General features: G+C 40.7%; 22 protein-coding genes and 1 pseudogene. 19 read left to right on the top strand and 4 right to left on the bottom strand.

The genetic code is table 11. The annotated features are described in order from the left end of the window. A pseudogene (locus G396_RS12070) lies at window positions 1-178 on the bottom strand (IS5/IS1182 family transposase); the annotation flags it as partial. A 271-nt stretch (window positions 179-449) separates the two neighbouring features. Here G396_RS12070 and G396_RS10840 point away from each other — a divergent pair. From G396_RS10840 to G396_RS0101390, 9 genes are all read left to right on the top strand, one after another. Then, window positions 450-659 (top strand): helix-turn-helix domain-containing protein, encoded by a 210-nt coding sequence (locus tag G396_RS10840; RefSeq protein WP_051221044.1) that lies wholly within the window; start codon window positions 450-452, stop codon window positions 657-659. 86 nt (window positions 660-745) lie between these two features. After that, window positions 746-1,594: a DNA-formamidopyrimidine glycosylase gene (mutM, locus tag G396_RS0101425; RefSeq protein WP_028124822.1), complete on the top strand. Its 849-nt coding sequence runs from the start codon at window positions 746-748 to the stop codon at window positions 1,592-1,594. A 1-nt stretch (window position 1,595) separates the two neighbouring features. Further along, entirely contained in the window at window positions 1,596-2,198 is a 603-nt protein-coding gene (coaE, locus tag G396_RS0101420) for a dephospho-CoA kinase (protein ID WP_028124821.1), read from the top strand. 35 nt (window positions 2,199-2,233) lie between these two features. Next, a complete protein-coding gene (gene nrdR, locus G396_RS0101415; protein ID WP_028124820.1) occupies window positions 2,234-2,746 on the top strand; it encodes a transcriptional regulator NrdR in 513 nt (170 codons plus the stop codon). After that, window positions 2,743-4,149: a DnaD domain protein gene (locus G396_RS0101410; protein WP_028124819.1), complete on the top strand. Its 1,407-nt coding sequence runs from the start codon at window positions 2,743-2,745 to the stop codon at window positions 4,147-4,149. The genes nrdR and G396_RS0101410 overlap by 4 nt, the downstream gene beginning before the upstream one ends. Continuing rightward, window positions 4,146-5,075: a primosomal protein DnaI gene (gene dnaI / locus G396_RS0101405; protein ID WP_034907351.1), complete on the top strand. Its 930-nt coding sequence runs from the start codon at window positions 4,146-4,148 to the stop codon at window positions 5,073-5,075. The genes G396_RS0101410 and dnaI overlap by 4 nt, the downstream gene beginning before the upstream one ends. Window positions 5,076-5,788: 713 nt before the next feature. Continuing rightward, on the top strand, window positions 5,789-7,744 hold the full coding sequence (thrS, locus tag G396_RS0101400) for a threonine--tRNA ligase (protein ID WP_028124817.1): 1,956 nt from the start codon (window positions 5,789-5,791) through the stop codon (window positions 7,742-7,744). Between the two features lie 186 nt (window positions 7,745-7,930). Beyond that, on the top strand, window positions 7,931-8,872 hold the full coding sequence (locus G396_RS0101395) for a DUF1002 domain-containing protein (protein ID WP_034907349.1): 942 nt from the start codon (window positions 7,931-7,933) through the stop codon (window positions 8,870-8,872). A gap of 22 nt (window positions 8,873-8,894) precedes the next feature. Beyond that, entirely contained in the window at window positions 8,895-10,661 is a 1,767-nt protein-coding gene (locus G396_RS0101390; RefSeq protein WP_028124815.1) for a DUF1002 domain-containing protein, read from the top strand. A 111-nt stretch (window positions 10,662-10,772) separates the two neighbouring features. On the opposite strand, the gene G396_RS11900 is transcribed toward G396_RS0101390, so the two are convergent. After that, on the bottom strand, window positions 10,773-10,976 hold the full coding sequence (locus G396_RS11900; RefSeq protein ID WP_081683517.1) for a LysR substrate-binding domain-containing protein: 204 nt from the start codon (window positions 10,974-10,976) through the stop codon (window positions 10,773-10,775). Beyond that, window positions 10,958-11,269 (bottom strand): LysR substrate-binding domain-containing protein, encoded by a 312-nt coding sequence (locus G396_RS12065; protein WP_428829637.1) that lies wholly within the window; start codon window positions 11,267-11,269, stop codon window positions 10,958-10,960. The genes G396_RS11900 and G396_RS12065 overlap by 19 nt, the downstream gene beginning before the upstream one ends. Window positions 11,270-11,349: 80 nt before the next feature. Between G396_RS12065 and G396_RS0101380 the strand changes: the two genes are divergently transcribed. The 9 genes from G396_RS0101380 (at window position 11,350) to G396_RS0101355 (ending at window position 16,809) form a co-directional block, all read left to right on the top strand. Further along, window positions 11,350-11,931: a sugar O-acetyltransferase gene (locus tag G396_RS0101380; protein ID WP_028124813.1), complete on the top strand. Its 582-nt coding sequence runs from the start codon at window positions 11,350-11,352 to the stop codon at window positions 11,929-11,931. Window positions 11,932-12,247: 316 nt separating this feature from the next. Continuing rightward, a complete protein-coding gene (locus G396_RS11310; protein WP_248623893.1) occupies window positions 12,248-12,397 on the top strand; it encodes a hypothetical protein in 150 nt (49 codons plus the stop codon). Window positions 12,398-12,431: 34 nt separating this feature from the next. Next, window positions 12,432-12,560, top strand: a complete 129-nt coding sequence (locus G396_RS11895) for a hypothetical protein (protein WP_282705422.1) — start codon at window positions 12,432-12,434, stop codon at window positions 12,558-12,560. 247 nt (window positions 12,561-12,807) lie between these two features. Further along, window positions 12,808-13,131 (top strand): metalloregulator ArsR/SmtB family transcription factor, encoded by a 324-nt coding sequence (locus G396_RS0101375; RefSeq protein WP_028124812.1) that lies wholly within the window; start codon window positions 12,808-12,810, stop codon window positions 13,129-13,131. Window positions 13,132-13,224: 93 nt separating this feature from the next. After that, a complete protein-coding gene (locus G396_RS0101370) occupies window positions 13,225-13,935 on the top strand; it encodes a YjjG family noncanonical pyrimidine nucleotidase (RefSeq protein ID WP_028124811.1) in 711 nt (236 codons plus the stop codon). Between the two features lie 12 nt (window positions 13,936-13,947). After that, window positions 13,948-15,267, top strand: a complete 1,320-nt coding sequence (locus G396_RS0101365) for a M18 family aminopeptidase (protein ID WP_028124810.1) — start codon at window positions 13,948-13,950, stop codon at window positions 15,265-15,267. A 162-nt stretch (window positions 15,268-15,429) separates the two neighbouring features. Continuing rightward, window positions 15,430-15,645, top strand: coding sequence for a hypothetical protein (locus tag G396_RS0101360; RefSeq protein WP_006418588.1), 216 nt, complete (start codon window positions 15,430-15,432; stop codon window positions 15,643-15,645). Beyond that, window positions 15,596-15,742 (top strand): EamA family transporter, encoded by a 147-nt coding sequence (locus tag G396_RS12060; protein WP_081683521.1) that lies wholly within the window; start codon window positions 15,596-15,598, stop codon window positions 15,740-15,742. Before G396_RS0101360 ends, G396_RS12060 begins: the two co-directional genes overlap by 50 nt. A gap of 197 nt (window positions 15,743-15,939) precedes the next feature. Then, entirely contained in the window at window positions 15,940-16,809 is an 870-nt protein-coding gene (locus G396_RS0101355; RefSeq protein ID WP_248623892.1) for a YitT family protein, read from the top strand. An 83-nt stretch (window positions 16,810-16,892) separates the two neighbouring features. Here G396_RS0101355 and G396_RS0101350 read toward each other — a convergent pair whose 3' ends face one another. Then, complete coding sequence (locus G396_RS0101350; RefSeq protein ID WP_028124808.1) at window positions 16,893-17,573, bottom strand: hypothetical protein; 681 nt, start codon at window positions 17,571-17,573, stop codon at window positions 16,893-16,895. Between the two features lie 319 nt (window positions 17,574-17,892). Here G396_RS0101350 and G396_RS0101345 point away from each other — a divergent pair, with 319 nt between their 5' ends. After that, window positions 17,893-19,569 carry a formate--tetrahydrofolate ligase gene (locus G396_RS0101345; RefSeq protein WP_028124807.1) on the top strand — a complete coding sequence of 559 codons (1,677 nt, stop codon included), beginning with the start codon at window positions 17,893-17,895 and terminating at the stop codon, window positions 19,567-19,569. Window positions 19,570-19,686: the final 117 nt, after the last annotated feature.

The raw sequence follows: 19,686 nt of genomic DNA, 5'->3' as shown, positions 1-19,686 counted from the left end.
TTTTTAACATCATCCGAGGATGATGGCCTGGACGCCCTGTGGAAGTAGGTTTAGGAAATTCACTATCAGGGATTGAATCAACGAATAAGCTAATGAAACGGGCATCGTGATTTTTAGCGATATCAAAATCTAAATTTAATACTAAAGAACAATCAGATGTGTTATAATGTTTATACATGAAAGCCACTCCTTTAAATGTATTTGTGCTTATTTACATTATATCATGTGAGTGCTTTCATGTTTACTAAAATAATAAAAAAAGGTCATTATCACGATTGCGATAATGGCCTTGTCTTTTTATGGACTGGACTTTTTGCCCAGCCTCTTCGTTCTTTAAACTTAATCGAAAGTTTCGACATAGGTATTCAGCGGATTAAAGCTGCCTAAGCAATGAGTCAGGTGAAGCCCCAATTTAAGTGGTTTGAGAATTCGATTCAAATTATTTACCAGTGATTGCGTCGATAGATGGTCTAAGCCAAAATCAACAGAAGGTCTATCGGGCTCTAGAATATGATGTCAATGCCAGTTCTGACCTGATTGAGGAAAATGATTTTGGTAAGAATAAGGTTTTGAATTTATTAGAAGAGCTGATTGACCAGGGCTATGTTGAAAAGATAGGGCGAGGTCAGGGAACCCGTTATCAGGTCAAATCGATTTGATAATTTAGGAATGATTTTTGGCTAGTATATTCGCTTTATAGTCATAAATCCAATATAATAGAGAGTAAGATTTAGGAGGGGTGTTTATGCCCGAATTACCAGAAGTTGAAACCAACCGACGAGGCTTGGCCCAGTGTGTGACTGGCTTGACTATCGACCAAGTTGATATTTATTGGCCGCGGATTGTGAAGACAGAGATGGATTTGCTTAAGTGGAGTCAAGAACTACAAGGGCGGACCATTGAGCGGATGGACCGGCGGGCCAAGTATTTGATCTTTGTCTTGAGTCAAGGTCTAGCTTTGGTTTCCCATTTACGGATGGAAGGCAAGTATTTCTACTATCCGGTTGATCAGATTCCTGAAGTAAAAGGGAAACATGTGCATTTGATCATGACCTTTACTGACGGCAGTCAACTCCAATACCAAGATGTGCGTAAGTTTGGCCGCTTTGAACTCATGCCCCAAACAGAATTAGCAGATTATTTTAAGGCGAAGAAGATTGGGCCGGAACCGACACCGGAAAGTTTTAAATTGGATGGCTTTTATGCCAGCTTAGGCAAGATTTCCCGAGCTATAAAGCCAGCCTTGTTAGACCAGAAATTAGTGGCTGGTTTGGGCAATATTTATGTGGATGAGGCTTTATTTCAGGCCCAGATCCATCCCTTGACTCCGGCAAAGGATTTGTCTTATGACCAAGCCAGCCGTTTGCATGCAGCCATTATTGATGTGCTAGCGCGGGCAGTTGAGGCTGGAGGAACAACCATCCGAACCTACTTGAATTCCTTAGGGGAAGCAGGGTCTTTTCAAGTTCAATTGGCTGTCTATGGTCAGACCGGTCAGCCTTGTCCCCGTTGTGGTCATCCCATTGAGAAGATGGTGGTGGGGCAACGCGGCACCCATTATTGTCCTATTTGTCAGCCCTTATATGAGGTGTAATATGAAGCAAGTTATTTTAACCGGAGGTATTGCGACAGGAAAGTCGACTGTCTCTAACTATTTACTAGAAAAGGGTTATCCTGTCATTGATACGGATATCCTGTCTCGTCAGGCGGTAGAACCTGGTTCTCAAGGTTTGAGTCAGATTGTAGCTGATTTTGGGTCTCAAGTTTTGACTCCAGAAGGCAACCTAGACCGAGATGCAGTCGCACGGTTAGTTTTTCAAGATTCTAAATGGCGGGACCGTTTGAATCAAATCGTCCATCCCCTAGTCTTTAAAGCGACGAAAGCAGGCTTGGATGACTACCGGCAAGCCGGAGCTGAGCTGGTTTTTGTCGATATGCCTTTGTACTTTGAAGTAGGGGTTAACTATTTGGACCAAGTCAAACCGGATCAAGTCTGGTTAGTCTATGTGGATGAAGACACCCAGTTAAAACGTTTGTTAGATCGCAACCATTATGACCTGGACCATGCCAAGGATCGGATTGCCAGTCAATATCCTATTGAAGAGAAGGCCCAACAAGCTGATGTGGTCATAGATAATCGCGGAATCATTGAAAATACCTTGAAACAAGTTGACCAAGCCTTGACAGAATTAATATAATAGAAGATAAGCAAGCTAAGTAAAGGAGTGAAGTCATGCAGTGTCCTAAGTGTCATGCCCAGAATTCAAAAGTAATTGACTCTAGACCGGCTGATAATGGGCGGTCCATTCGGCGGCGGCGGGAGTGTCTTGAATGTCATTATCGTTTTAATACCTATGAGCGGATTGAGCATGCTCCTTTATTAGTAGTGAAACGCGATGGGACCCGCCAAGAATTTTCCCGGGAAAAATTATTGCGGGGAATTGTTCGAGCGGCTGAAAAGCGGCCGGTGGCCCATGAGCAAATGGCCGAGTTAGCAGCTAAGGTGGAAGAACAAATTCGCGATTGGTCTGACCATGAAATTGAAAGTCGAGACATCGGTGAATTAGTCATGCCTTTATTAATGGAACTCGATGAAGTGGCCTATATTCGTTTCGCTTCTGTTTACCGGGAATTCCAATCTAAGGAAATGTTTTTGAAAGAATTAGAAGAAATGGAAGCCAAATTGGCAGCCAATGAAAAAGATGACCCGAATGGGCCAAAACAAATGGAGTTAGATGTTCAATGAGTCATATCATGCAAGCCAACCAACCCTTTGTGGTGAACCGCCATCATAATTTGACCGTTCAAGACTTGGAAGTTTTGACCCAAGCCTATTTACCCATTATTGGTGCCCAGGCTCAAGCCCTCTATGTCACCTTATTTCAGTTTCAAACGGGCTTAAACCATTTATCCGATTCCTTTATTCATGCCCAACTCTTGGCCCAGTTAAATATGGGACTAGACCAATTTGACCAAGCCCGGATACGTTTAGAAGGGATTGGTTTAATTCAAACCTACCGGGATAAGAGTTCGCAGGGGTCTTACCAAAAACAAACGATTTTATATGTATTACATGAACCTTTATCTTGGTATGATTTTTTTAATCATCCTTTGTACTCTGCCTTGTTATACAAACAAATTGGTCAGATAGCCTATGATAATCTAGTTCAAGCCCAGGTCGAATACCGGGTGAATGATGAATTATTCACTGAAATTACGACAGCATTTGACCAAGTTTATCATCTGAATCTGTCTCAAACTTGGCACCACCAAGAAAATTCTAGTCAACTAGCGGCTAAGGAAGCTGAAACTAACACGATTCTTTCTTCAGCTAATTTTGACTATGCCAAGTATTTGAAGTACATGATGGCAGAAGGCATTGACCACAGTGAATTAACCGGTGACCTTAAAGCACAAGTCTTAGGCTTGCATCAACTTTATGGCTTGAATGAGATTGACCTGGTGCGGGTCACCAACTTAGCCACCAATCATTTGAATGGCCGGGTGCAACTGGACCGAATGAAGGAGATAGTCGAACGCCGGCCTGAGTTTAGGAATAAAGGTGCCCAGGGATCTACGGTCCAAAGTCAAAAAAGTTTACAGAAAATTAAACAGAAATTACACCAAGAGTATCCTAAACTCAATGACAAGGACATTAATATTATGGCCTTATGCCAGGTGATGTCTGTCCAAGACTTCCTGATTAAATCCAAAGAAGCTAAAAAAGGCTTTGCGACCGACCAGGAACAGTTTTTTGTCAAGGACTTACAAGAAAAAACCAATTTACCAACGGATAGTTTGAATTTTTTAATTTATTATTTATTAATTATTTCCAAACGGCCCAACTTGTATAAGTCTGACTTGCAGCGGGTGGCTAATGAGTGGCAACAAAAGGGTCTCAAAGATATTAGTGATATTTTGGCTTATATTGGCCAAACTAAGAAAGACCAAAGTAAGCTACCTTACCAAGTTTATCAGGGCAATAAAACAGGTAGTTACCGGGAAGTACGGCCTTCATGGATGGATCAAGGTCAGGATGCTGGCAATAATGAAGGTCAGCCCCTGAAGGATCACACGGGTCAAGAAGTGGATGAAGAAACCATTCAAGCCCGCTTAGATAGGTTGTATAAGGAGGACCATCAAGAATGAAATCAATTCAAGATATAATGAAAGATTTACCCGTCCAGGCAGGCAATCGGGCGCGCTACCAGGAACATTTGCGTGATTTGATGGCTTACCCAGCAATCCGCAAATTTTTGCAGGCCAACCGGGACCGGATCAATCAAGATTATTTACAAGCATCTATCTCCAAGCTCAATGAATTTATGACGTCAATGAAAACCTATGAAGCAGCACCGGCGGAAGATAAACCGGCCTTTGTACCAAGTTTGGTTTTAGGGCGTCATTATATTGATGTGGCCTACCATCCGACGGAAGCTTTTCTACAAGCTCGTAAGCAAGCGGAAATGGGCCGGTTATTGAATAATCGGATGATGTCCAAGGATGTCCGTCAGGCAAGCTTGAAAGACATTGAGTGGAATACCCCTGAACGCAAGGCCTTGATGCAAGAAGTGTTGAATTTTGTGGAAGCCTATGAAGCGGGTCAAACTGGCCTTCAGGGTCTATATGTATCAGGACCATTTGGAGTTGGTAAGACTTATATTTTTGGTGCCTTGGCTAACCGTTTGGTTGAAAGTCACCATTCTGTTACCATGATTCACTATCCGACTTTTGTTCAGGATATGAAGGAGGCTATTAATACCAAGAATGTCCAGTCCTTACTGGACAAGGTGAAGCAAGTGGATGTGCTCTTTATTGATGATATCGGTGCCGAAGCGAATACGCCTTGGGTTCGGGATGAAATCCTAAATATTCTCTTGGAATACCGGATGAAAGAGTCCTTACCAACTTTCTTTACCTCTAATTTTAACTTGCGCGAGTTGGAACAACATTTGGCCAATGTGAAGGGTGGCGTTGAAGCCACCAAGGCTGCACGGATTATGGAACGAATTAAATATTTAGCCAAAGAAACCACCCTGTCTGGGGCTAATCGCCGGCAGATGGGACGGTCTTGATAGTCTGTCTAATATATAGAGCTCACCGGAAGGTGGGCTTTTTTTGTGGGGCGGATTGGCTAGATGATGGGTAATAGTGAATTGACGGTGTGAATGAGTATGGATTTGCAATGAATTTTGTCTGGCGGTGTGAATAAGATAGATTGGCATCGTCTTTGTCTACTTAGAGTTGATAATAAACGGCTGCCTGGTTAAACCGGAAAGTTAATCAAGTCGAAAGGAAAGAAAATCTCTGATTTTCTCGATTGTTACTCAGTTATCTAATAATCTATTGACTTAGATGGACTATATGCTGCAATAAAGTATCAGCTACTTATAAAAAAAAGCGGAATGATTTACTATGAGCGAGGCCTTTAAAATATACTACCATTCTCTCCGAAATCTCACATTCCCCTTGTTTTTACTAACCTAAGTGTTATAATTAGTGCAAATAAGATTGAAGCCAACGGTTTAGGTTATTTTTTCTAGAGAGAAGTGGGACGGTGCGACACTTCAAGGTAGCTTAGATTTAGACCCCTTCATGATTGTTGCCAGGAACGGAAACAAGTATTGGCGGCCGTGTGAACGCGTTAAGTTCTTTGAGGCTGGTGTGGGCGTGACCCATCACACAGTGAACTTGGGTGGAACCACGTTAGAATGTATGTAACGTCCCTTGCCGTCGGCTGACGGTGAAGGGATTTTTTTATTGGTAATTAAATTTAGGAGGATGCAACATGGCAAAAATTAAACTTACTTTTCCTGATGGAAATCAAAAAGAATTTGATGCGGGCGTAACTATAGAAGACGTAGCGGGATCTATTTCCAATTCTTTGAAAAAAGCAGCATTAGCAGGTAAACTTGATGGTCAAATTATTGACTTTCACCAACCGATTGAACAAGATGGTGCGATTGAAATTATTACCGATAAGTCACCTGAAGCTTTAGACTTATTACGTCATTCAACTGCTCACTTAATGGCCCAAGCCATGAAACGTTTGTATCCTGAAATTCATTTTGGGGTAGGACCTGCTATTGAAAATGGTTTTTACTATGATACTGATAAGCCTGAAGCTTTAACAGACGCTGACCTACCAAAAATCGAAAAAGAAATGAAAAAAATCGTTTCTCAAAATTACCCAATTGAAGGCCGGGTGGTCAGCCGTGAAGAAGCTCTTGATATCTTCCAGGATGATCCTTATAAAGTTGAATTAATCAATGACTTACCAGAAAATGAAGAAATTTCTGTTTATACTCAAGGCGAATTCACCGACCTTTGCCGAGGCGGTCATGTGCCATCCACTGGTAAAATTAAAGCCTTCAAATTATTATCACTAGCGGGTGCATACTGGCGTGGTAACTCTGATAACAAGATGATGCAACGGGTATATGGTACAGCCTTCTTCAAACAAGCTGACCTAGATACTGAATTAAAACGTCGCGAAGAAGCCAAAGAACGGGACCACCGTAAATTAGGTAAAGAATTAGGCTTATTCATGATTAGCCAAGAAGCTGGTTCTGGGTTACCATTCTGGTTACCCAAAGGTGCGACTATCCGCCGAGTGATTGAACGTTATATCATGGATAAAGAAATTGCCTTAGGCTATGAACACGTCTACACTCCTGTGATGGCTAAGACTGACCTTTATAAAACCTCTGGCCACTGGGCCCACTATAAAGATGATATGTTCCCACCAATGGATATGGGGGACGGCGAAATGTTAGTTCTACGTCCAATGAACTGTCCGCACCATATGTTAATTTACAAAAATGAAATTCACTCTTACCGTGAATTACCAATCCGGATTGCGGAATTGGGTATGATGCACCGTTATGAAAAATCAGGCGCCTTATCTGGTTTACAGCGGGTGCGTGAAATGACCTTGAATGACTCTCATATTTTTGTCCGTCCTGATCAAATTAAAGACGAATTCAAACGCGTCTTGAACTTAATTGCTGACGTTTATGAAGATTTCAATATTACTGACTATCGTTTCCGTTTATCTTACCGTGACCCTGAAGACAAAGAAAAATACTTTGATGACGACGCAATGTGGGAAAAAGCAGAATCCATGTTAAAAGAAGCCATGGATGAATTGGGCTTAGAATACTTCGAAGCTATAGGTGAAGCTGCCTTCTACGGCCCTAAATTAGACGTTCAATTCAAGACTGCGATTGGTCTAGAAGAAACTATGTCTACTATCCAATTAGACTTCTTATTACCAGAACGGTTCGACTTAACCTATGTGGGTGAAGATGGACAAAATACTCACCGTCCAGTGGTTATCCACCGTGGCGTGGTTTCAACCATGGAACGTTTCGTGGCTTATTTAATCGAAGAATACAAGGGGGCCTTCCCAACTTGGTTGGCACCAGTTCAAGCTATTCTTTTACCAGTATCACCAGAACATCATGGTGACCGGGTGGAAGAAATCTACCATGCTTTACAAGAAGCTGGTTTTCGGGTAGAAATGGACCTAAGGAATGAAAAACTAGGCTACAAGATTCGTGAAGCGCAAACTTCAAAAATCCCTTACCAAATTGTCATTGGGGACCAAGAAGTGGAAGATGGGACCGTCAATATCCGTCGCTATGGCGCTCAAGACTCTAACTCTGTCTCACTAGAAGACTTTATTGCCTTACTAAATGAAGATGTAGCCCGTAAGAGCCGTCCAGCAGCAGACGCAGAATAAAAGCAAAAATAATTGATAAAGTAAAAACTGGAACCCGGTGTGGTTCCAGTTTTTGCTTGACTAAAGCTGTCAGCCGTTGGTTGCCTTTTCATTTTTTTCAAATTTGGTCCTTAAATAGTCACGGCTTATTCACAATTAATCGGTATAGTGAAGATAGTCCAAATGGATTTTTGAAAGGATTGAATTATGAAAAAATTAATTAAAGTAGTATCTAGTCTCCTAGTCATGGCGAGCATGTCGCCTCTTGTTTTTGCGGATAAAGTTGCCATTGACCCCATGTTCACCTATGGTGGGTCACTTAACCAAGAACAATTAGTGGAAACGCGGAAGGCCTTAGGGGTCCAAGCGGGTACGAAAGAAATTCCAGTCCAGGTATCCGAATTAAATGGTCTCTTGAATGACACCTATCCTTATAAACAAGTGTATTCATCGACTTATATCACCCCCGCTTCCAACAATGGTCAAGTGACGGTTGAGATTGTTACTCCGAATACCATCACTGATATTACCCCTAACCAATATCAAAATGCGGCCATTACCGCGGGAGCAGTGGATGTCAATATTAAAGTGGCTTCTGCAGTCAAGGTGGATGGTTCTGGCGCTTTAGCCGGAGTTTATAAAGCCTTCCAAGCTTCTGGTCAAACTCTGGATAGCCAGGCTGTTGCAGTTGCCCAAGATGAATTGAATGTTACGTCCTCTATTAACCAAGAACACCAAAATCAATCAGGCTATTCAGATGAACTCTTGAATGCAGCCATTGCTGAAATTAAGCAAAATGTCCAAACCGAAAAAGATGCCAATGGAGGAACGATTACCCAGGAAGCAGTGCAAAATATTGTGAATAACGTGATAAACAATTATAATTTAGGTGATATCTTATCCAATAATAATATTCAAGACATCCAGAATTATATGACTAATTTCTCCAACCTAGAATTAAGCCAAGCTCAAAAAGATCAACTGGCCCAATTTGGTCAAACCTTGCAAGAACAAGGCGGTCAATTATTAGATAAGGCGAAGACTGCTTGGAATGGTCTAGACGAAGAAACTAAGTCTGGTTTTATGCAAATGTTACAAAATATTTGGAATGCTATTGTAGAATTTGTGTCATCATTGTTTGGAAATTAATTGATAGAAAAGGGGAATTCCTATGCAAGCAAAAAAATTTAGTCTTGTTATTGCTGCGTCTTTGTTATTTGGACAATTTGTTCCCGTGGATGCCATCTCTAATCAACAAGCGGGACAACCCATTGTTTCTTTAGGAGCTTCGCTCGATCCAACCGCTCAAGAACAAACCAAAGGAATTCTAGGGGCAAGTGCTGCACCCGCTGATAATATTCTTTATGTGGACGGACCGACCATCAATAAATATTTGCAAGACGGTTCTAATGAAGCTACCCAGGTTTTTTCATCAGCTTATATTATGCCCCAAGCTCCTGGATCTGGTGTCAGAGTTGAAATCGTAACCCCTGAAAATATCCAAAAGGTTAGTCGTGATACCTATCAGAATGCTGCTATTACGGCGGGGGCCAAGGATGTCTTAGTCCGGATTGCGACCATTCAGCCCGTTACCGGGGAAGGGGCTTTAGCTGGAGTTTATGCTTTAATGGAAGCCACTGGAGCCAAGTTAGACCAAGCTTCGGTTAAAGTCGCTGAAAAAGAAATCCAAGTCATTCAAAATGTTCAAGCTAATACCCAAATATCTAATGTAGAAATTAACCAAGTCATTACCCAACTGAAACAAGAAATTACGGTTAACTTGGTAGACGGTAAAGATCTTGATGTGAATGCCTTAGTTGATAAATTATTAGCCGATAAACAAATACAAATGGACGATGCTGATAAAGAAAATATCATTGGTCTCTTAAAGGAATATGCTCAAACTGAAACAGCCAAGAATAAAGATACCGTTCAACAATTAGATGTGAACCTGGCTGGGGACTGGCAATCAATTCTGGAAGAAATGCCAGCGGAAGCTAGCCAAAGTCTTGAAGAAATTCAAGCCAAGGGTAATCCTGATTTTTCAGATACCAATAAGTATCATCCAGTTATCCAAGCGACAGCCGATGCCCTAATGGCAGCTATCAATGACGGTAGCATTGCAGATTCTAATGTATATAATGATACCTTTATTATTGAAGCCATGAAGCCTGACTTAAACGCTGATGAAAAAGCGGCCCTCAATCAAATTCGGACCACTTATGTGGAAGCTCGTATGGCTGCTGGTGAAGAAGTGGGGGCAAGTCTCAAGGATAAACTCTTGGCTGGGTTAGCTGAGGTCAATCGTTTGAAGATTGAAGATCCAGCATCTTACAATGATATTATGCTCATTGGTTTGACTTCTGGCTATATGCCGCAAAGTTTGGACTATGATTTTGATGATTTGAATTCTGATGATCAAGTCAATACTTACATGGCTTATCCTTATTTAGTGGAAAAATTAAATGAAGATAATGTCTTCAACCGTTTCAGCGTGAATAAGGAAAGTAAGGAAGTCACTATTTTACAGAATTTAAATGGCTTAAGTGCAGGCGCACTTGAAAGCATTACCTCTGGCAAAATGATTAATGGGGTTGCTTTAGAAAATCACTTTGAATTGTTACCTGTACCCGAATTGCCTGAGTCAGATTCAGCGGCCAGTGATGATAGTCAAAGCAGTGAGTCTAGCGAAGACGAAAGTCAAGAAAGTGGCCAAAGTCAGGCGCTTAGCCAAGATCAAGCCTTAACTGCGGTCCTTAATCAAACAGGTCTAACAGGTGTATCTTTAGATGTGGCTAGTCAAGATGAAACTGATGGTTCTTGGATTATTTCAATTATTTTCGATGATGATCAAAGGTCTGCCGGTGTTTATCATGTCCACAATGATGGAACCATCGAAGTGGTTCAAGAAGCCCTAGCTCCCGAAGGCCAAGAATAAGTAAATAGTTTTTTAGGTGGAATTTAATAATCCCTCCAGTTTTAATCGCAGGTCTGCGATTGGCTGGAGGTTTTTTTGTCAATTTTAATTTAAATTCTCAACATTTTTATGCTACCATTCGAAGCAGAATTGCCGGAATAGCTCTGAGACTGCTGAATTGTAGCGGTCTTTATTTTGGGCGATCATGATCGACCGGTAAAAATGTTCACTAAATGGTCGAATTGCGATCCGAGCATGGTTGGGGATGGAGTCAAGGAAAAATTTGGAACAGATGGTTATTCCAAAACCAGCTTCAATCAGGTGAAGGGCGAACATCTCATCAAATATTTCAAGGTCTGTATCGGTTTAATATGTTGACTTTTGAGAATATCACCGATTTCAAAATCGATTTTTTCTCCAGAGCAGATATAGGTGTAGTCCTGAATATTTGCAATCGGTACAGAAATATCTTTGGCCAGAGGATGGTCCAAGGGGAGAACCGCAACCAACTCGTCTTTAAGAATAGGATTATATTCAAAATCGTCTGAGCCGTACTTAGAGGTAAAAGCGATATCGCTTTTACCATTTTCTAGGCGTTGGTGAATTTCGCCCTGGCTGCCAGGGAAAATATTGAATTTGATATAAGAATGTTACAAGTGGATTAAGGTAGACCATTAGCTATGCTATACTGGTAAAAAGGAGTGATTGAATGCCGAGTGAAAAAGAGAAAATGCTGGCTGGTGATTGGTATGACGCCAATTACGACCAAGAATTAATTGCGGCACGGCGCAAAGCCCAAGATCTGTGTTTTGACTTAAATCAATTGAAACCCAGTCAAGTAGAAGCTCGTAAAGCGGTACTGACAGAATTATTAGGCCAAGACTATCCCAGTTTAGACATTGTCAGCCCCTTTATTTGTGATTATGGTTATAATATTTCCTTTGGCCATGATTGTTTCGTTAATAGTTCTTGTTATTTTATGGATGGGGCGCCGATTCGACTTGGTAACCATGTCTTTGTGGGTCCCTTTACGGGTTTCTATACAGCGAGTCATCCCTTAAATGCTGATCGGCGTAACCAAGGTTTGGAACAAGCCCGTCCGATTACAGTCGGTGACAATGTCTGGTTTGGTGCTAATGTTTCGGTCATGCCCGGCGTGACCATTGGGTCTGGCTCTGTGATTGCGGCAGGGTCTGTGGTAACTCAAGATATTCCTAAAAACAGTCTTGCAGCAGGCGTTCCTGCAAAAATTGTAAAAACAATTGAGCAAACCGATTTATTGATGAATTAAGTAAATTTTGATGTAAAAATAATTAAAAATCAGGACACTTTATCAAAACTGTCTATCTCATTACGGCTAGATCCATTAATTTAACTGTTAAGAGCATATACCTGTAGATATTGTGGCCTGATTTTTTATTTTTCTACGTTTTCAATTATATAGGTTAAAAATCGTTTGGTGGTCAGGGGTAAGGTATCCCATTTATGCTAAGCTAGGGCAATTTGGCGGGAACTATGAGAAGTCCGTCTTTTTAGCGGATGAGAATGTGAAACCCTTCTTTATTGATTTTGCTAGTCGGGTTCAAGCCCAGATTGACTGACCTATTGTGGTGACAGGTGATTTTCGAAGTCAAGCTAGCATGGAACAAGCAATTGAGGAAGGCAGTAGAGCCATGATTGGCATGGCTAGACCCTTTGTCCTTAACCCGAACTTAGTTAAAGACAATGACCTTACCTCGATTAACGACAGGCCTTAAGAAATTAGACAAGGAATTGGGAAGTTTCATTGGATTGAGCTACTATGAGCAACAGATTGTCAGATTGGGACAGAATAAACCGGTTAAAATTCATATCAATGCTTGGTCAGCGATTGCTTATGCCTTGTCTATGCACGGACCAGCAGCACGACGTGCTAAATAATACCACGAACTTATGATAAGATTGGCTATAGTCGCTAAAATTTTTGATGTTACACTGTAACTTAAGTAAAGAAGGATAGAGGATTGATTAGAGATAATTCATAAAAAATAGTATAATGGAGAGATTGAACAGGGACCTCTCTTGGTAGCGACTAGAAAATGAATGCCTCGCAATGTATGACCTTGTTTCAATTGCTAAGGGACTAATATTACGATGACAGCATTTTCAAATAAGTACAGGAGCCAAGATGAATAATTTAGCGAAACTTTTGCAAGAAGCTACTCCCTTGCTTGATGTTTTACGTGATGAGCAGCGTCAGGCCATTCTTTTGATGATTTTGGAAAATAAGGAGCTGAACGTTAACAGTATTACTGAGAAATCTGAATTGTCTCGGCCTCCAATTTCTCATCATCTTAAATTGATGACGCAGGCTGAGGTGCTCCTTGTTAGAAAACAAGGAGTACACCGTTTTTATAGGATGAATTTCGACTGCATTATGCCAGTGATGAAAGAGAGGTATGAAAGCTTAGCTCAGCTGCAAGCATTGCAGGAAACGCCACATCTAGAGTAAAAAAAGAATTGGTTAGCTAATTCTCTTTATTATTTTATGGTATAGTAAACTTAGTAACTCATGGTTAGGCTGATTTTGGAAAGGATGCTAGCTTTGAATTATAAGTATTTACTTTTTGATTTAGATAATACCCTCTTGGACTTCCATACTTCAGAGCACCAGGCCTTGCTGGCAACTTTTAATGATTATCAGATTGAAGCCAGTCCGACCAATGAGCAGGCCTATCTAACTGCTAATCAAGCCATGTGGGCACTCTTTGAACAGGGCAAGATTGACTTAGAAAGTCTGCAAGACCGTCGGTTTTCGGATTTCTTTAAAGCCATTGATAGACCTGACTTAGACCCGAGAAAGGCCCGCTGGGTGTATGCTGACCACTTGGCCCAAGAGGTCTACTATATGGATGGGGCCCTAGAACTCTTAAACCAACTTCAAAAGGATTACCCCCTCTATATTACTTCTAATGGAATTACTTATATTCAGACTAAGCGATTAACCGCAGCAGGTTTGACACAGTATTTCCAAGACATTTTTTTGTCCCAAGAAGTAGGATCTTTTAAGCCAGACCGAGCTTATTTTGATTACGTTTTTGACCAGATTCAGGCTCAAGATAAGGAATTTAGTCTAGATCAAACCTTAATCATTGGCGATAGTTTATCGTCGGATATGCAAGGAGGCCGCAATGCCGGTATTACAACGGTCTGGTATCATCCTCAAGGAATAGTAGACCAAAATCCTCGTCAAGTCGATCATCAAATCCAGCATTTAAATCAATTACCGTCACTTTTACAGCAATTAAATCAATAAAGGAGTTTTACTATGAATCATATAGAAGTTTCAAAGGACCTCGTCCAATTTATCCAAGAGTCTCCCTCTATGTTCCATTCCAACCAATCGATTGCTAAGCGTTTAGAAGAAGCTGGTTATACTTATTTATCAGAATCAAGTACTTGGCAGCTAGAAAAGGACGGCCATTACTATACCAAGCGAAATGATTCTTCTATTATTGCTTTCCAAATCGGGTCCGACTTATCTGACTACCACTTTCAAATGTCTGCCGCTCACGGTGATTCTCCAACCTTTAAAATTAAATCCGTGCCTGAATTAGAAGGCCCTGCCGAGTATTTACGTTTAAATGTAGAAGCTTATGGCGGCATGATTGATTCAACTTGGTTTGACCGGCCTTTATCCATTGCGGGTCGGGTTCTTGTTGAAGAAGGCAACAAGGCTGTGTCTAAATTATTGTATATCGACAAGGACCTTTTGATTATTCCAAATGTGGCCATCCACTTTAACCGCAAAATTAATTCTGGTTATGATTACAATCGTCAAGTTGATCTTTTACCTTTATTTTCAGCGGGTGAGTTGAAAAAGGGTGATTTTGATAAGATGATTGCTGAAGAATTAGGTGTCGATCCTGACCAAATCTTGGCTCGTGATCTCTTCTTGGTTAACCGCCAAGCACCGTCTATCTGGGGGTATAAAGATGAATTTGTGTCTTCACCTAAGTTAGATAACCTCCAATGTTCTTATTCAACCTTGATGGGCTTCTTAGCTGGAGATAATCCTAAAGCAGTTAATGTATACTGTAACTTTGATAATGAAGAAGTGGGTTCTAATACCAAGCAAGGAGCCATGTCGACCTTCCTAGCCGACACCTTGAAACGGATTAATGCTGCTTTAGGCTTTGACTTAGACCAATACCACCAAGCGGTAGCAAAGTCCTTCTTGATTTCAGCTGATAATGCCCATGCAGCCCATCCTAACCACATTGAAAAAACAGATGACCAAAACCGGACCTTTATGAATCAAGGGATTGTTATCAAAGAAGCAGCCAATCAAAAATATACCACCGATGCCTTCTCCCAAGCCGTCTTCAAACGAATTTGTAAGAAAGCTCAAGTGCCTGTGCAAAATTTTGCCAACCGGTCTGATACACCAGGTGGTTCAACTTTAGGTAACTTGTCCAATACTCAAGTATCTGTTCATGCCTTGGATATTGGTTTGGCTCAATTAGCCATGCATTCAACTTATGAGACAGCGGGTTCTAAGGATACTTTATATATGATCGAAGCCTTGACCACTTATTTCAATTCTAATATTGAAATTGAAGCCGCTGATTACGCCCAAATGGATTAAAGTAACCAACTGAAAAATAATAACAACCTAGTTAAGGAAATTGTCCTAAATCAATGACAATCCCTTAACTAGGTTTTTTTATACTTTTTGGGGTGAAATAAGTGGTTCTTTGCTAGCAAATTTGTTACAATAATACGAAAAAATGAGAAAAGGATGAGAGAAATGTCCAGACGCACAGGGCTACGTCAATTAATCACGGCTATGGTTATTTTTGGAACCATTGGGATTTTAACCCGGTATATCCCATATTCGTCAGCTGTGATTGCTTTTGGTCGTGGTATCTTAGGGGCTTTAGCCCTAGGTCTCTTATTAGCTTGGCAGCGACCTCATCCTAGGTCTAATCCACACTGGTTTTGCCTATGTTTTATATTTTTCTAGTATTGGCAAGCTCCCTAGTCATTGGGTGGCCTTGTTCTCTTATCTGGATCCCATTGTGGCTCTCATCCTAGCGACAATTTTTTTAAGGAGCTATTGACCCTCCGAATGGTGTTTGGCATTATTTTGGTCTTTTCAGGAATACTATTAGTCGATTTAAAAAATCCAGATTAGAATTAACTTAGACAAGAAAAATACCGTTTACAAGTGTCTGGCTTTTAAGTATGATAGGGGAAAGTAAGTTATTTTGTGAAAGGACTTATGTAAACGATGAATAAAATTTTCAGCTACATTAAGATGTCCCCCCAACACCTTGCTTATTCCATTTTTATGGTTACTTTGGGGTCCTTATTGTATGCTATCGCAGTGAACTCTTTTGTCATTCCCAATCATTTTGGGAATGGGGGCGTAGCCGGGATCGCCATTGTGGTTTATTATATAACTAACATAGCGACTGGGACCACCAACTTTATTGTAAATGCCATTTTAATTGCGATTGGGTGGAAGTACCTAGAAAAACGAACCTTAATTTTTACTATATATTGTCTCTTTGCCATGTCAGCCATGATGAACTGGGTTCATTTGCCAGTCTTTATTTCGGATAATGCCTTGATTTCAGCGATTGCTGCTGGGGTCTTAATGGGAGCGGGTATGGGGATTATTGTTCGAGGTCACGGAACGACAGCTGGAACCGATATTATTGCGATTATGTTGAAGAATTCTTTTGGCTTTCAGTTTTCAGCTGGTGTTTTCTTGTGTAATTCCTTAATCATTCTTGGGTCTTCTTTTGTTATTGGGGCAGAGAATACGGTTATTACCTTAATCATGAAATATATCACTACCAATGTTCTGGATTTTATGGCTGAAGGCTTAAGCCGCCGTAAGTCCATGTTAATTATTTCAGACCAGAAAGATGCCATTGCCAAAGAAATTATTGAAAAGATCGATCGTGGGATTACGGTGCTAAAAGCGTATGGATATTATTCGCATAAAGACAAGGATGTACTATATGTGATTGTGAATCGTAACCAACTTGTACGGATTCAACGCTTAATTTCCCGCGTTGACCCTCATGCTTTTGTCACCATTTCGGATGTTCAACAAGTTATCGGTCAAGGTTTTACTTTCTTTAATCCAACTAATAAAAATAAACGTTTTTACTTATAGAGTCTTAAATAAAAAAATCCCACTTAAGCTATATCTTAATCCGCTTAAGTGGGAATTTTTTGTTAAAAGAGGCTGGAGGAAGCCTATTCACTGATAGGAACATCACTATCAGAAGCTAGAGAGGAACCTAAGTTAGAATCTTGATTAGAGTCGTCAGTTTCACGCTCACTTTGATTATCTGATTCTTGACTTAATTCTTGGTCTTCCTCCTCCTCCTCATCTTCTTTAGCTAATGTTTCCTCACCTTGATCACCAGCATCAGCTAGGTCAGAGTCAGAATGAATTGTCGGATTACCTGTCATTTCAGACTCTTTTTCTGATTTTTCTGTTTCAATGATTTCTAGACTTTCGATGGAAACCAGGAGAGTCTTGCTATCACTGTTTAGTCTGACTACTTTTTGAGCTTCAAGTTCTATTTTGGCTAAAGGAACATTAAACTTAATAGCAATCTTAATCAAACGATTATTGAGGTCTTCTGGATCCATACCATAGGCTTGGGCCCATTTTTCTAGATTCAGGTTATTTTCTTCTTTTTCTTCTCCTTCTTCTGAATTGGTTTCTTCTTGGTCTAATCGTTCACCTGTGAGATATGAGAAGTGGTAAATTTTTCCTTCATCGTCTCGGACGTCAAAACTACCATCCTCATTAAAGTACATCTGTGATTCCCAAAGGTCATAGTCTAAGACGATTTGAGCCAAGTGGTCTTCCAATTCTTTGAGTGGAATAATATGTTTCTTAGCTAGGGCTTGGTATTCACTTTCCATATCGCGGAATTCTTCTGGATAGTAACCCCAACCATCAGCTTGTGGTTCAGGTCGTAATTCAGGATGGAGAAGGAGATATTTAACTGTAACACTTTGGTCTTGGTTTAGATTTGAATAATAAATATAGTCTCAGCCATCCCTGTGAAGGACAGAAAAGGAATTATTATCATCATCTTTATGATAAAAAATCGTTTTTATTCTTTTGGTTGTGAAATTATGATAAGATGATGACAACGGTTACCTTCATAGAAAGAGGGGCCTTTATTTTATTTGTGATTTTATGGTTAATTAATTTAGATTATGAAAAGGGGTTATGATTATGACTTTTTTAACTGATATTGAGATTGCTCAAGCCAATCAAATGAAACCCATTACTGAAATTGCCCAAGAATTAGATGTACGCGATGAAGATTTAATTCCTTATGGAAAATACAAAGCAAAAATTGACATGACTTCAATGGAACGTTTGGCTAATACGCCAGATGGAAAATTAATCTTAGTAACAGCGATTAATCCTACCCCAGCTGGTGAAGGAAAGACCACAACTTCTGTGGGCTTGGCGGATGGATTGTCATTAATTGGCAAGAAGACGGTCATTGCTTTACGGGAACCTTCTTTAGGGCCTGTTTTTGGGGTTAAGGGGGGCGCTGCCGGGGGTGGTTATGCCCAAGTGGTACCGATGGAAGACATAAACTTGCATTTTACGGGCGACTTCCATGCCATCTCTGCTGCTAATAACTTATTAGCAGCTATGTTGGACAACCATATGCATCATGGTAATGCTTTAGGCATTGATCCGCGTAATATTACTTGGAAACGGGTGGTTGATATGAACGACCGTCAGTTACGTTATGTGGTGGATGGTTTACAAGGGAAAGCCAATGGTGTGCCACGAGAAGATGGCTTTGATATTACCGTGGCTTCTGAAATTATGGCGGTCCTTTGTTTAGCAACTGATATTGTTGACTTGAAAGAACGCTTGGGTCGGATCATTATTGGTTACAATTACCAAGGACAACCGGTGACGGCTAAAGATTTGAAGGCCCATGGTGCCATGACCGTTTTACTCAAGGATGCAATCCATCCTAACTTGGTTCAAACCTTAGAACATACGCCAGCTCTAATTCATGGTGGCCCGTTTGCTAATATTGCTCATGGTTGTAACTCTGTGATCGCGACTAAGCTAGCCATGAAATATGCTGATTATGTTGTAACCGAAGCTGGTTTCGGTGGTGACCTTGGTGCCGAAAAATTCTTAGACATTAAATGTCGTCAAGCAAATTTAAAACCAGCAGCTGTAGTCCTAGTTGCTACCGTGCGGGCTCTAAAAATGCATGGGGGAGTTTCTAAGAAACAATTAGATGGTGAAAATGTTGAAGCAGTTAAGGCTGGTATCCCTAACCTAGAACGTCATATCCATAATATGCAAGACACCTATGGCTTACCGGTCGTGGTTGCTATCAATAAATTCCCAACCGATAGCCAAGCTGAATTGGATGCGATTGATCAAGCTTGCCGGCAAGGGAAGGTTGAAGTGGTCTTGTCTGATGTATGGGCCCACGGTGGTCAAGGGGGCAAAACCTTAGCAGAAAAGGTGGTTGAATTAACTGAGGCACCAAATAATTTCCACTTTGCTTATCAAGCCGATGATTCAATTGAAGAAAAATTAAACAAAATTGTGCAAAATGTTTATGGCGGTCGTGGGGTTAAATTAACGGGTCCAGCCCGTCGTCAAATGAAGAAATTAGCTGACCTAGGCTTTGGTCAATTACCAATTTGTATGGCCAAGACTCAATATTCATTCTCAGATGATCCGAATAAATTAGGAGCACCCGAAGATTTTGATATCACCGTCCGAGAACTTAAAGTGTCCGCCGGTGCTGGCTTCATTGTGGCCCTAACCGGTTCAATCATGACCATGCCAGGTTTACCTAAGGAACCTGCAGCTGAACGGATTGATGTTGATGCGGAAGGTAATATTGTCGGCCTATTCTAATTTTTCTAAATAAGATAGATGAAGATAGCTAAGCTTTTAGTGAAGGACTGAAAGCTTGGCTTTTTTTAAGGGCAATGCTTCATATAGGAATCTTTTTATTGTTTGTTAGTTTAGGCT

Origin of the sequence: Eremococcus coleocola DSM 15696 (assembly GCF_000428865.1) — a bacterium.
Taxonomy (GTDB): domain Bacteria; phylum Bacillota; class Bacilli; order Lactobacillales; family Aerococcaceae; genus Eremococcus; species Eremococcus coleocola.
The sequence above is the reverse complement of the archived record's forward strand: the minus strand, read 5'-3'. Positions and strand labels throughout refer to the sequence as shown.